Origin of the sequence: Nocardioides dubius (genome assembly GCF_039528155.1) — a bacterium.
In the GTDB taxonomy this organism is placed as follows: domain Bacteria; phylum Actinomycetota; class Actinomycetes; order Propionibacteriales; family Nocardioidaceae; genus Nocardioides; species Nocardioides dubius.
Map to the genome: position 1 here is coordinate 138726 of NZ_BAAALG010000017.1, position 11254 is coordinate 149979.

Here is an 11254-nt window from a genome sequence, read left to right on the forward strand (position 1 = left end):
GGGTCGCTCCGCATCGCCGTCGAGGCTGGTCGTGCTCAGTCGGGCTTGACCGCGAGCACCGCGCACTCCGCGCCGAGGATCACCCGTTGCGAGACGCTGCCCATCAGCAGCTTGCCGACCGGGGTCCGGCGTCGCACGCCGATCACGATCAGCTCGGCGCCGCTGCTCGCGGCCGCCTCGATCACCTGATCGCCGACGTCGGCGCCGAAGGTCTGGCGGACCTCGAACGGCAGCCCCGTCGTGGCCAGGGCCTGCTCGATCTCGGCCAGCTGGTCGGCATGGGCGAAGTGCTCGTCGACCAGGGCGTCGCCGCGCGTTCCGTTGACCACCAACAGGCCGGCGTCGCGCAGTCGTGCCTCCTCGACGGCGCGGGCCAGCGCCACCTGACCGTACTCGTCGGGGGAGTAGGCCACCACGATCGTGCTCATCGGCTCACCAGCTCCTTCTCGTTCGTGCGGGACCGGCGGATCAGGCCGAGCACCTGCGGGATCAGGATCGCCAGCAGGGCGATCACATAGAGGATCACGGCGAGCGTCTCGTCGAAGAGGCCGGAGACCTCACCGCCGGAGATGGTCAGCGCCTCGCGGAACCGGGTCTCGCCGAGCGGCCCCAGGATCACGCCGAGGATCAGCGGCAGGACCGGCAGCCCGAAGCGCCGCATCGCCAACCCCAGCAGGCCGAAGACCAGCAGCAGGAAGACGTCGAACGCCTGCAGGTTGGCCGCGTACGCGCCGAGGGATGCGAAGAAGAGGATGCCGGCGTACAGCTGCGGACGCGGGATGCTCAGCAGCTTGGCCCACACCGGTGCCAGCGGCAGGTTGAGGACCAGCAGCAGTGCATTGCCGATCAGCAGGCTGGCCAGCAGCGTCCAGACCAGGTCGGACTGGGTGTCCATCAGCTGCGGTCCGGGCTGGATGCCGTAGCTGGTCAGCGCCGCCAGCATCACCGCGGAGGTGGCGGTGACCGGGATGCCCATCGCCAGCAGGGGCACGAAGGTGCCGGCCGCCGATGCGTTGTTCGCGGCCTCCGGGCCGGCTACGCCCTCGATCGCGCCCTCCCCGAACTCGCTGCCGTCCTTGGCCAGCCGTCGCTCCGCGATGTAGGAGAGGAAGGTCGGGGTCTCGGCACCGCCGGCCGGGACCGCCCCGAACGGGAAGCCGATCGCGGTCCCGCGCAGCCACGGCTTCCAGGAGCGCCTCCAGTCCTCCTTGCCCATCCAGGGCTGGCCGACGGGGATGATCTCCAGCGGACGGCGGCGCAGATGCGCGGCGACCCACAGAGCCTCGCCGAGGGCGAAGATGCCGACCGCCACCACCACGATGTCGAGCCGGTCGGCGAGAAGCGGCTGGTCGAAGTCGAGGCGCGGCTGGCCGGTGTTGAGGTCGAGCCCGACCAGCCCGATGGTGAGGCCCAGGAAGAGCGAGATGAAGCCGCGGAGCTTGGAGGAGCCGAGCACCGAGGTGACCAGCACCATCGAGAGCACGATGATCGCGAAGTAGGACGGGGCGCCGATGTCGACGCCGATGTCGGCGAGCGTGGGCGCGAAGAAGGCGACCAGCAGGGTGCCGATGGTGCCGGCGATGAAGGAGCCGATCGCCGCGGTGGCCAGCGCCTGGGCGGCACGGCCCCGCTTCGCCATCTTGTTGCCCTCGATCGCGGTCATCACCGACGACGACTCACCGGGGGTGTTCAACAGGATCGAGGTCGTCGATCCGCCGTACATGCCGCCGTAGTAGATGCCGGCGAACATGATGAACGACTGGGTCGGGTTGAGCCCGAAGGTCACCGGAAGCAGCAGGGCCACCGCCATCGCGGGCCCGATCCCGGGCAGGACGCCGACGAAGGTGCCGAGGATGACGCCGATCGCCGCGTAGAGCAGGTTCTCCGGGGTGAGCGCGGCACCCAGGCCGCCGAGCAGCAGGTCGAGGCTCTCCATCACAGGATCCCGTCGAGGATGCCGGGCGAGAGCGCGATGCCCAGGCCCGAGTAGAAGGCGTACCAGCTCGCCACCGAGAGCACGGCACCGACCAGCACGTCACGGATCAGGGTGCGGCTGCCGAGCGCCCAGGCGGCACCGGCGAAGAGGACCGCTCCGGTGATCGCCCAGCCGAGCCAGTCGATGGTGGCGATGGTGAAGACCAGGACACCGACCAGCTTGAGCACGGTCAGCCAGTCGGCGCGCTGGCCGAGGTCGATGTCCTCGCCGCCCTCGGCCTCGCCCCGGTCCCCACGCGCGGTGGCGACGGCGAGCAGGATGCCGAGCACCACCATCACACCGCCGATCGCGTACGGGAAGGCGCGGGGACCGACCGGGTCCCCGAAGCCGACACGCAGGGTGCTGGCGTCGTAGAGCGTGTAGCCGCCGATCAGGACGAGCGCCGCGGCAAGGCCGTACTGGGCCTTGTCCGCCGGCTGGCCGGCCTCGTCGGTGTCGACCCCGGGGGAGTCGACGGAGGAGATGTCACTCATAGCAATCCCAATTCCTCGAGGGTCTGCGAGACCCGGGCGTCCTGCTCCGCCAAGAAGTCACCGAACTCGTCGCCGGTGCTGAAGGCATCGATCCACTTGTTGTCCTCGAGCGCCTGCTGCCACTCGGGGCTCGCATGCATCTCCCGCAGGTAGGCGATCAGCTCCTCGCGGCGCTCCTCGGAGATGCCGGGAGGTGCCATCACCCCACGCCAGTTGGTGAAGACCAGGTCGATGCCCGACTCGGTGAGGGTGGGGAACTCCTTGGCGAAGCCGGTCATCCGCTCGCCGCCGGAGACCGCCAGCACGCGCAGCTCGCCCGCCTCGATCTGGCCCTCGAACTCGCCCAGCCCGGAGAACCCGACGTCGATCTTGTGCCCCAGCAGGGCGCTGGTGAGCGGGCCGCCGCCGTCGTAGGGGACGTAGAGCACATCGCGCGGGTCGACGCCGACGGTGCTGGCGAGCTGCATCGGGAACAGGTGGTCCGGGCCGCCCGGCGACGAGCCGCCGCCGACCGGGATCTTGCCCGGGTCACGCTGCCAGGCCTCGACGAAGTCGTCGATCGTCTTGAACGGCGAGTCGGCCGGGACCAGGATGCCCTCCTGGTCCTCGATCAGCTGGGCCAGCGGAGTCGCGTCCTGCAGCTTGTGCGGGAGGGCGAACGAGTACGAGGAGCCGACCACGCCCAGGCCGACGGTCATCAGGGTGTTGTCGTCGCCCTCGGCGTTCATCAGCCGGGTCAGTGCGACCGAGCCGCCGGCCCCCATGATGTTGGTGACCTCGAAGGTCCCGCCGGTGATGTCCTCGGCCTCCATCACGGCGACCGCGGCTCGTCCGGTCTGGTCGTAGCCGCCGCCGGGGCTGTTCGGGATCAACATGGTCAGGTCCTTGCTGGGGTCCCCGCGGGTGACGCCGCAGCCGGTGACGCTGACCGTGAGCAGGCAGACCCCCAGCGCGGCGGCGACCCATCGGGTACGCCGTCGGACACTGGCGCTGACGCGCATGGCAACTCCTGGGTGGTGGGAAATGTCGTCGGTCGATGATGCGACGATGGTGTGGCGCGCGTCACCGTTGGGAAACCAAAGGAGGTTGTGGAACTTGTGGTCACCGCGGTCGCCTCGGATGCGGCTCACCATGGCAGGACAGATCCTGCTGCTGCAGGTGATCGTGCTGCTCGTGGTGCTGGCCGTGGCCAGCGTCGTCTCGCTGCGCCAGAGTGACGCCGACTTCCGGGCGCAACGGGCCGCGCCGCTGGGGGCGATCGCCCAGGACCTGGCCAACCTGGACGTCGTGCGGGCCCAGATCGCACGCCGTCCGGTGCTCGCCTCGCTGACCGCCTACGCCGAGCAGTTCCGCCGCCGCGCGGATGCCACCGTCGTCTACCTCGCCGATCTCGACGGCACGGTGCTGGTGAGCTCGGAGGCCCAGGCCGTGGACAGACCTCTCGACGACGAGATCCGCAACCTCGACTCACAGCGTTCCTGGTCCGGGGACATCACCCTCGCCGGGCAGCGCTCGATCGCGGCGATGGTGCCGATCTTCGACACCGGCACGCCGGCCGGATCCGCCGGTGGAGCACAGCCGCCGCAGCAGGTCGCCGTGGCGGTCGTCGTCGCTGCCTACCCGACGTTGGGGGAGCGGGCCGGGGAGCTGCTGCCCGACCTGATCACCTTCCTGGGCTCGGGTCTGGCGATCGGCGTGGCCGGATCCTGGCTGCTGGCCCGCCTGGTCAAGCGGCGCACGCGCGGGCTGGAGCCGGCCGACATCGCGGCCCTGGCCGACCAGCGTGAGGCGCTGCTGCATGCCGTGCGTGAGGGCGTCGTCGCCGTCGGTGCCGACGGCACGATCACCGTGCTCAACGACAGCGCCCGGGCCCTGCTCGCGTTGGGGACGACCGACGGCGAGGGTGCCACGGTCGACGACCTCGCGGTGAGCGAGGAGGTGCGCGAGCTGCTGCTCGGCGATGCCGACGTCCGGGACCGGGTGCTGGTGGTCGGCGACCGGGCGCTGGTCGCCAACCGCAACCGGGTGCGGCACGCCGGCCGCGTCGTCGGCGCCGTCACCACGCTGCGGGACCGCACCGACCTGCTGGCGATGCAGAGCGAGCTGACCGCGCGTGAGTCGATCACCGAGACGTTGCGGGCGCAGACCCACGAGTTCAACAACCAGCTGCACATCATCTCGGGGCTGGTGCAGCTGGAGGAGTACGAGGAGGTGAGCGCGATCATCGGGACCATCACCCGGCGTCGCGCGGAGATCAACGAGCGGGTCACCGCGGTGGTGCACGACCCGGCGGTGGCCGCCCTGCTCGTCGCCAAGATGAGCCTGGCTGCCGAGCGTGGCGTGGAGATCGCGCTGGCCGCGGACACCGACCTGCCGGCGCTGGACCCGGACCTGTCCGCCGACGTCGGCACGGTGCTCGGCAACCTGGTCGACAACGCGGTCGATGCGACCGTCTCCGCGGGCGGTCCGCGGATCGACGTCCGGCTGCGGGTCGACGACGGCGCGGTCGCCGTCCAGGTGGCCGACACCGGCGCCGGCGTGGACCCGGACCTCGCGCCGGAGATCTTCCGCCGGGGCTGGAGCACCAAGCCCAGCGACGCGAGTGGTCGCGGCGTCGGCCTGGCGCTGGTGCAGGTGATCTGCGCACGCCGGGGCGGCCATGTCTCGGTGCACAATCAGGCAGGCGCCGTCTTCACCGCGGCGCTGCCGACCATGCCGAGGAGTGAGTGAGGGTGTCTGCCGAGTTGCGGGTCCTGATCGTCGACGACGACTTCATGGTGGTCTCCATCCATACCCGCTTCGTGGACCGGATGGAGGGCTTCACGGTGGTCGGCTCGGCCGGCAGCGGGGCGGAGGCGCTGGCCCGGATCGCCGAGCTGCGCCCGGACCTGGTGCTGCTGGACGTGCACCTTCCCGACATCACCGGCATCGAGGTGCTGCGCCGGCTGCGCGGCGAGGGCGACGACGTCGGGGTGCTGATGGTGACGGCGGCGCGCGAGGCGGAGACCGTGCGGGCGGCTGCTGCGGCGGGCGCGGCCCATTACCTCGTCAAGCCGTTCGAGTTCGACGACCTGCGGGTGCGGATGGAGCGCTACGCCGAGCAGGCCCGGATGCTGGCCGACGTCGCGCCCCAGCAGGACGCGATCGATGCCGTCTTCGCGGCGGGCCCGGCTCGTGGCGCCCAAGCGCTGCCCAAGGGGTTGAGCGGGCCCACGCTCGCCACGGTGCAGAGCGCGTTGCAGGCGGCCCCCGGCGGAGAGCTGTCGGCGAGCGAGTGCGCCGAGGCGGTCGGCATCTCGCGGGTCTCGGCGCGGCGCTACCTGGAGCACCTGATCGAGCGGCGGCAGGTGGAGGTGCATCTCAAGTACGGCGGCGCCGGGCGCCCCGAGCGGAGATACCGCCTGCGGTGAGGTCCGATTCCCGCTAGGAACACGCGTTGAGGCGAGGCAGGATGAAGGCATGTTCACCGATGCCGAGGCCTGCTACCGGGCAGTCAAGAGCCGCGACCGTCGCTTCGACGGTCGCTTCTTCACGGCAGTGCGCACCACCGGCATCTACTGCCGGCCCTCCTGCCCGGCACGCACCCCGGCACCGGAGAACGTCACCTTCCATCCCACCGCGGCAGCCGCCCAGGCGGCCGGGTACCGGGCCTGCAAGCGCTGCCTTCCCGACGCCACGCCCGGCAGCCCGCAGTGGGACGTGGACGCCGATCTGGCCGGACGTGCCATGCGACTGATCGCCGACGGCGTCGTCGACCGTGACGGGGTCGAGGGGCTGGCCGCACGACTCGGCTACACCTCGCGGCATCTCGGACGCGTGCTCACCGCCGAGCTGGGGGCTGGTCCGCTCGCGCTGGCCCGCGCCCAGCGGGTGCAGACCGCTCGGGTGCTGATCGAGACCACGACGCTGACGATGAGCGAGATCGCGCATGCCAGCGGCTTCGGCAGCATCCGGCAGTTCAACGACACGGTGCGCGAGGTCTACGCGACTTCGCCGTCGGAGCTGCGGGGCCGGAGGCGGCTGACGAGATCGGCTGCGCGCCCGACTGCGACGCGCGGCCAGATCGACGTCGCGGTGCCGGTGCGCACGCCCTTCGCCGGGGCCCGGCTGTGGGAGTTCCTGGCGGCACGCGCCGTGCCCGGCCTGGAGGTCGCCGAGCCGTCGGACTCCGGTGGCGGCAGCTACGCACGGTCGCTGGACCTGCCTTACGGTCCTGCCCTGGTCAGGATCCACCTGCGCGACGAGCCGGCGCCGGCCGCCACGGCCCAGGTGCCGTTGACGCTGTGGCTGACCGACGTGCGCGACACCGGTGCCGCCGTCGAGCGGGTGCGCCGGCTGCTCGACGCGGACTGCGATCCGATGGCGGTCGACGACGCATTGGCGGCCGACGGCCGCCTGGCGCCCTTGGTGGCAGCGGCTCCCGGACTCCGGGTGCCCGGCCACGTGGACGGCGCCGAGGTCGCGGTCCGGGCCGTCCTGGGCCAGCAGGTCAGCGTCGCCGCCGCGCGCACCCAGGCAGCCCGGCTGGCGGCCGCCTACGGCAAGCCCTTGGCGGTGAGCCAGATCGAGCAGATCACCCACCTCTTCCCGACGCCGGACACCCTGGCCGGGCTCGACCCGGCGACGCTGCCGATGCCGGCCTCGCGGGGCCGTGCCTTGGTCGCACTCGCGGCAGCTCTGGCGGACGGCGAGGTGGTGCTCGATCGCGGTGAGGCGCGTGCGGAGGTTCGGCGCAGACTCCTCGCGCTGCGCGGGATCGGGCCCTGGACGGCCGACTACATCGCGCTGCGAGCGCTCGGCGACCCGGACGTCTTCCTGCCCGGTGACCTGGTGATCCGCCAGGCGTTGGCCGAGCTCGGCGTCGCGGCCGGTGCGGTGGAGGAGACCGCCGCCGGTTGGCGGCCGTGGCGCTCGTACGCCCTGATGCACCTGTGGAGATGGCGCGCCGATCCGGCCGCCACGTCAACTGAGAGGATCATTGACCATGTGGACGGTCATTGAGTCGCCGATCGGCGACCTTCGCGTGGTGGCCGACGACGGTGCCATCACCGCGATCGAGTTCTCCCCGTTCAAGGTGGACGCCGAGATCGGGGAGCAGGCCGACGAGGACGCCGTGCTCGCAGAGGCGGTGAGCCAGCTGAGCGCCTACTTCCGCGGGGAGCTCAAGGAGTTCAGCCTGCCGCTGGCGCCGCAGGGGACCGCCTACCAGCAACGGGTCTGGGAGCAGCTGCAGCTGATCCCGTGGGGCGTGACCGCCTCCTACGGGGAGATCGCGCACCGGCTCGGCCAGACGAATGCGGCCTCGCGCGCGGTGGGAACGGCCAATGGCCGCAACCCGATCCCGATCGTGATCCCGTGCCATCGGGTGATCGGCGCGAACGGCTCCTTGACCGGCTATGCCGGAGGGATGACACGCAAGCAGACCCTGCTGGACCTGGAGTCCGAGGCCGAGGGCCTGTTCTGAGAGGCCGCTAGGCCTGCTTGCGCGTGGCCTGGCCGACGGCGGCACCGACCGCAGCCAGCGGAACCATGCTGAACAACATCATCGGGATGAAGACCGCCAGGTCGGTGCGCAGGATCTCGGAGTCCCACTCGCCGTCGATCAGGGCGATGCTGAACGGGAATCCGGCGCCGATCACCAGCGCGACGATCGACCAGGCGGTCAACGAGATCGCGAATCCGTGACGGCGGGCGTCGAAGAGGCTCCAGACCAGGCAGCCCGCCCAGATCGTGGCGAAGAGCAGCAGTCCGGCACCGATGTTCGCGCCACCGTCGTCAGGCCCCATCCGCCAGACGAGACTGAACACAGCGGTGACCGCAACTGCGGCGAGGACGCGGACCGGGACCAGGTAGAGAAGGCGTGACATGCCTCCAGTCCATCGTGGACGGAGCGACCGCGCCACCGCTGTGCTACCTGGGCCCGGCTGAGTACGGCTACTCAGCAGCCGCGCGCCGGAGCGACTCGGAGAGACGCTCGGCGGCGGCCATCACCGCGGGAGCGTGCATCCGGCCGGGCTGACGCGACAGCCGCTCGAGGGGCCCGGAGACGGAGACGGCGGCGATGATCTTGCCGCTGGGGGAGCGGACCGGCGCGGAGACCGAGGCGACGCCCTGCTCGCGCTCGCCGACGGACTGGGCCCAGCCGCGGCGACGGATTCCGGAGAGTGCCGTTGCCGAGTACGCCGCGTTCTGCAGGCCGCGGTGCATCCGCTCCGGGTCCTCCCACGCGAGCAGCACCTGGGCGGCGGAGCCGGCGCGCATGGTCAACTGGGAGCCGACCGGGATCGTGTCGCGCAGACCGCTCGGGCGCTCGGCGGCGGCTACGCAGACGCGGTGCTCGCCCTGGCGGCGCCACAGCTGCGCGGACTCGCCGGTGATGTCGCGCAGCCGGGCGAGCACCGGGCCCGCGGCTGCCAGCAGGCGGTCCTCGCCGGCGGCCGCGGAGAGCTCGGAGAGACGCGGGCCCAGCACGAAGCGGCCCTGCATGTCGCGCGCCACCAGACGGTGGTGCTCCAGGGCCACGGCGAGCCGGTGGGCGGTGGGGCGAGCCAGCCCGGTACCGGCGACCAGGCCGGCGAGCGTGGCCGGGCCGGCCTCGAGGGCGGCAAGTACGAGTGCCGCTTTGTCGAGAACGCCGACTCCGCTAGAGTTGTCCATATGGCAATACTGCCGTCTCAGATCGTGGAATGCAAGGCCTGACATCAGGCCGCCAGCTCAGGGTCGGAGAAAGACCGTTACGAACCCAGTGGAGGAAGCCATGGGCAAGACTCTTTCCGAGAAGGTGTGGGACGAGCACGTCGTCCGGAGTGCGGAAGGCGAGCCCGACCTGCTCTTCATCGACCTCCACCTGATCCACGAGGTCACCTCCCCGCAGGCCTTCGACGGTCTCCGCCTGGCCGACCGCACGGTGCGCCGTCCGGACCTGACCCTGGCCACCGAGGACCACAACGTCCCGACCCTCGACTGGGACAAGCCGATCGCCGACCCGGTGAGCCGCACCCAGATCGAGACGCTGCGCAAGAACTGCGAGGAGTTCGGCGTCCGGATCCACCCGCTCGGCGACATCGAGCAGGGCATCGTGCACGTGGTCGGTCCGCAGCTGGGCCTGACCCAGCCGGGCATGACCATCGTCTGCGGCGACTCGCACACCGCGACCCACGGCGCCTTCGGTGCGATCGCGCACGGCATCGGCACCTCCGAGGTGGAGCACGTGCTGGCCACTCAGACCCTGCCGCAGGCCAAGCCGAAGACCTTCGCCGTCACCGTGAACGGCACCTTGTCCGAGGGCGTCACCGCCAAGGACCTCATCCTGCACATCATCACCAAGGTCGGCACCGGTGCCGGCATGGGCTACATCGTGGAGTACCGCGGCGAGGCGATCCGCGCCCTGTCGATGGAGGCCCGGATGACGGTCTGCAACATGAGCATCGAGTGGGGCGCCAAGGCGGGCATGATCGCGCCTGACGAGACCACGTTCGCCTACCTCAAGGACAAGCCCGAGTCGCCCAAGGGGGCGGAGTGGGACGCTGCCCTCGCACACTGGAAGACGTACGTCACCGACGAGGACGCGGTCTTCGACAAGGAGGTCGTGATCGACGCGGCCGACGTCACCCCGTGGGTGACCTGGGGAACCAACCCCGGCCAGGGTGCTGCCCTGGGCGACACGGTCCCCGCGCCGAGCGACTTCGACGACGCCATCGAGCGCACCGCGGCCGAGAACGCCCTTGCCTACATGGGACTGACCGCCGGCACGCCGCTGCGTGAGATCGCCATCGACACCGTCTTCGTGGGCTCGTGCACCAACGGCCGGATCGAGGACCTGCGCCTCGCCGCCGAGATCCTCGAGGGCCACAAGGTCGCCGAGGGCACCCGGATGCTGATCGTTCCCGGCTCCGCCCGGGTCCGGCTGCAGGCCGAGGCCGAGGGGCTGGACAAGGTCTTCCTCGCCGCCGGTGCCGAGTGGCGCGGCGCGGGCTGCTCGATGTGCCTGGGCATGAACCCGGACACCCTGGCGCCCGGTGAGCGCAGCGCGTCCACCTCGAACCGCAACTTCGAAGGTCGCCAGGGCAAGGGCGGCCGCACCCACCTGGTGTCGGTTCCGGTGGCCGCGGCCACCGCGATCCGCGGCACCCTGTCCTCGCCTGCCGACCTCGCGCCGGCCACGGTCTGAACGGAGAGAGAACGATGGAGAAGTTCACCACCCACACCGGTGCCGGCGTTCCGCTGCGCCGCAGTGACGTCGACACCGACCAGATCATCCCGGCCGAGTACCTCAAGCGGGTCACCCGGACCGGCTTCGAGGACGGCCTCTTCGCGGCCTGGCGCAACGACCCGGAGTTCGTGCTGAACCAGGACGCCTACGCCGCGGGCACCGTGCTGGTCGCCGGCCCGAACTTCGGCACCGGCTCCTCGCGCGAGCACGCTGTCTGGGCGCTGCAGAACTACGGCTTCAAGGTCGTCATCTCGCCGCGCTTCGGTGACATCTTCCGTGGCAACTCGGGCAAGGCGGGCCTGCTCACCGTGCAGCTCGACGAGGACGTCGTGGTCTCGCTGTGGGAGTACCTGGAGGCCACCCCCGGCTCCGAGATCACCGTCGACCTCGAGGGCCTGACGATCACCGCGGGTGACCTCTCGGTCGCGTTCGAGATCGACGAGTACGTCCGCTGGCGTCTGCTGAACGGCCTCGACGACATCGGCATCACGTTGTCCCACGAGGCAGACATCGCGGCGTTCGAGGCCTCGCGGCCGAGTTGGAAGGCCGCCACGCTGTGACGTGTCGCTAGCA

The 11254-nt window shown here is 71.0% G+C and carries 12 protein-coding genes; 6 read left to right on the plus strand and 6 right to left on the minus strand.

Translation table 11 applies throughout. The features are described from left to right. Positions 1–35 precede the first annotated feature (35 nt). From ABD151_RS20535 to ABD151_RS20550, 4 genes are read right to left on the minus strand one after another with little or no spacing between them, the layout of a single operon-like run. Positions 36–428 carry a universal stress protein gene (locus tag ABD151_RS20535; RefSeq protein ID WP_343996722.1) on the minus strand — a complete coding sequence of 131 codons (393 nt, stop codon included), beginning with the start codon at positions 426–428 and terminating at the stop codon, positions 36–38. Beyond that, positions 425–1936, minus strand: a complete 1512-nt coding sequence (locus ABD151_RS20540; RefSeq protein WP_343996723.1) for a tripartite tricarboxylate transporter permease — start codon at positions 1934–1936, stop codon at positions 425–427. The genes ABD151_RS20535 and ABD151_RS20540 overlap by 4 nt, the downstream gene beginning before the upstream one ends. Beyond that, positions 1936–2469, minus strand: a complete 534-nt coding sequence (locus tag ABD151_RS20545; RefSeq protein ID WP_343996725.1) for a tripartite tricarboxylate transporter TctB family protein — start codon at positions 2467–2469, stop codon at positions 1936–1938. Before ABD151_RS20545 ends, ABD151_RS20540 begins: the two co-directional genes overlap by 1 nt. Further along, positions 2466–3470 carry a Bug family tripartite tricarboxylate transporter substrate binding protein gene (locus ABD151_RS20550; RefSeq protein WP_343996727.1) on the minus strand — a complete coding sequence of 335 codons (1005 nt, stop codon included), beginning with the start codon at positions 3468–3470 and terminating at the stop codon, positions 2466–2468. Before ABD151_RS20550 ends, ABD151_RS20545 begins: the two co-directional genes overlap by 4 nt. A gap of 130 nt (positions 3471–3600) precedes the next feature. On the opposite strand from ABD151_RS20550, the gene ABD151_RS20555 reads away from it, so the two are divergent. Genes ABD151_RS20555 through ABD151_RS20570 form a run of 4 tightly spaced genes read left to right on the plus strand, consistent with a single transcriptional unit; the run spans position 3601 to position 7933 of the window. Continuing rightward, positions 3601–5199 (plus strand): sensor histidine kinase, encoded by a 1599-nt coding sequence (locus ABD151_RS20555; RefSeq protein WP_343996729.1) that lies wholly within the window; start codon positions 3601–3603, stop codon positions 5197–5199. A 2-nt stretch (positions 5200–5201) separates the two neighbouring features. Continuing rightward, the gene (locus tag ABD151_RS20560) at positions 5202–5879 is read left to right on the plus strand and encodes a response regulator (RefSeq protein WP_343996730.1); all 678 of its coding nucleotides are present in this window, start codon (positions 5202–5204) and stop codon (positions 5877–5879) included. A 49-nt stretch (positions 5880–5928) separates the two neighbouring features. Continuing rightward, positions 5929–7470 carry a DNA-3-methyladenine glycosylase 2 family protein gene (locus tag ABD151_RS20565; protein ID WP_343996731.1) on the plus strand — a complete coding sequence of 514 codons (1542 nt, stop codon included), beginning with the start codon at positions 5929–5931 and terminating at the stop codon, positions 7468–7470. Then, positions 7454–7933: a methylated-DNA--[protein]-cysteine S-methyltransferase gene (locus ABD151_RS20570; protein ID WP_343996732.1), complete on the plus strand. Its 480-nt coding sequence runs from the start codon at positions 7454–7456 to the stop codon at positions 7931–7933. The genes ABD151_RS20565 and ABD151_RS20570 overlap by 17 nt, the downstream gene beginning before the upstream one ends. A gap of 7 nt (positions 7934–7940) precedes the next feature. Here the strand turns inward: ABD151_RS20570 and ABD151_RS20575 are convergent, their stop codons facing one another. After that, positions 7941–8336, minus strand: coding sequence for a hypothetical protein (locus ABD151_RS20575; RefSeq protein WP_343996733.1), 396 nt, complete (start codon positions 8334–8336; stop codon positions 7941–7943). Between the two features lie 67 nt (positions 8337–8403). Continuing rightward, positions 8404–9126: an IclR family transcriptional regulator gene (locus tag ABD151_RS20580; protein ID WP_343996734.1), complete on the minus strand. Its 723-nt coding sequence runs from the start codon at positions 9124–9126 to the stop codon at positions 8404–8406. Between the two features lie 100 nt (positions 9127–9226). On the opposite strand from ABD151_RS20580, the gene leuC reads away from it, so the two are divergent. Next, on the plus strand, positions 9227–10639 hold the full coding sequence (leuC, locus tag ABD151_RS20585; RefSeq protein ID WP_343996735.1) for a 3-isopropylmalate dehydratase large subunit: 1413 nt from the start codon (positions 9227–9229) through the stop codon (positions 10637–10639). Between the two features lie 14 nt (positions 10640–10653). Next, entirely contained in the window at positions 10654–11241 is a 588-nt protein-coding gene (gene leuD / locus ABD151_RS20590) for a 3-isopropylmalate dehydratase small subunit (RefSeq protein WP_343996736.1), read from the plus strand. Positions 11242–11254 lie beyond the last annotated feature (13 nt).

What these genes read in the sequence shown, in the direction of transcription:
- ABD151_RS20575 (WP_343996733.1), bottom strand. Translation starts at nt 8,336, where the DNA reads ATGTCACGCCTTCTCTACCTGGTCCCGGTCCGCGTCCTCGCCGCAGTT.
- ABD151_RS20535 (WP_343996722.1), bottom strand. Translation starts at nt 428, where the DNA reads ATGAGCACGATCGTGGTGGCCTACTCCCCCGACGAGTACGGTCAGGTG.
- ABD151_RS20550 (WP_343996727.1), bottom strand. Translation starts at nt 3,470, where the DNA reads ATGCGCGTCAGCGCCAGTGTCCGACGGCGTACCCGATGGGTCGCCGCC.
- leuD (WP_343996736.1), top strand. Translation starts at nt 10,654, where the DNA reads ATGGAGAAGTTCACCACCCACACCGGTGCCGGCGTTCCGCTGCGCCGC.
- ABD151_RS20545 (WP_343996725.1), bottom strand. Translation starts at nt 2,469, where the DNA reads ATGAGTGACATCTCCTCCGTCGACTCCCCCGGGGTCGACACCGACGAG.
- ABD151_RS20555 (WP_343996729.1), top strand. Translation starts at nt 3,601, where the DNA reads ATGGCAGGACAGATCCTGCTGCTGCAGGTGATCGTGCTGCTCGTGGTG.
- ABD151_RS20570 (WP_343996732.1), top strand. Translation starts at nt 7,454, where the DNA reads ATGTGGACGGTCATTGAGTCGCCGATCGGCGACCTTCGCGTGGTGGCC.
- leuC (WP_343996735.1), top strand. Translation starts at nt 9,227, where the DNA reads ATGGGCAAGACTCTTTCCGAGAAGGTGTGGGACGAGCACGTCGTCCGG.
- ABD151_RS20580 (WP_343996734.1), bottom strand. Translation starts at nt 9,126, where the DNA reads ATGGACAACTCTAGCGGAGTCGGCGTTCTCGACAAAGCGGCACTCGTA.
- ABD151_RS20565 (WP_343996731.1), top strand. Translation starts at nt 5,929, where the DNA reads ATGTTCACCGATGCCGAGGCCTGCTACCGGGCAGTCAAGAGCCGCGAC.
- ABD151_RS20540 (WP_343996723.1), bottom strand. Translation starts at nt 1,936, where the DNA reads ATGGAGAGCCTCGACCTGCTGCTCGGCGGCCTGGGTGCCGCGCTCACC.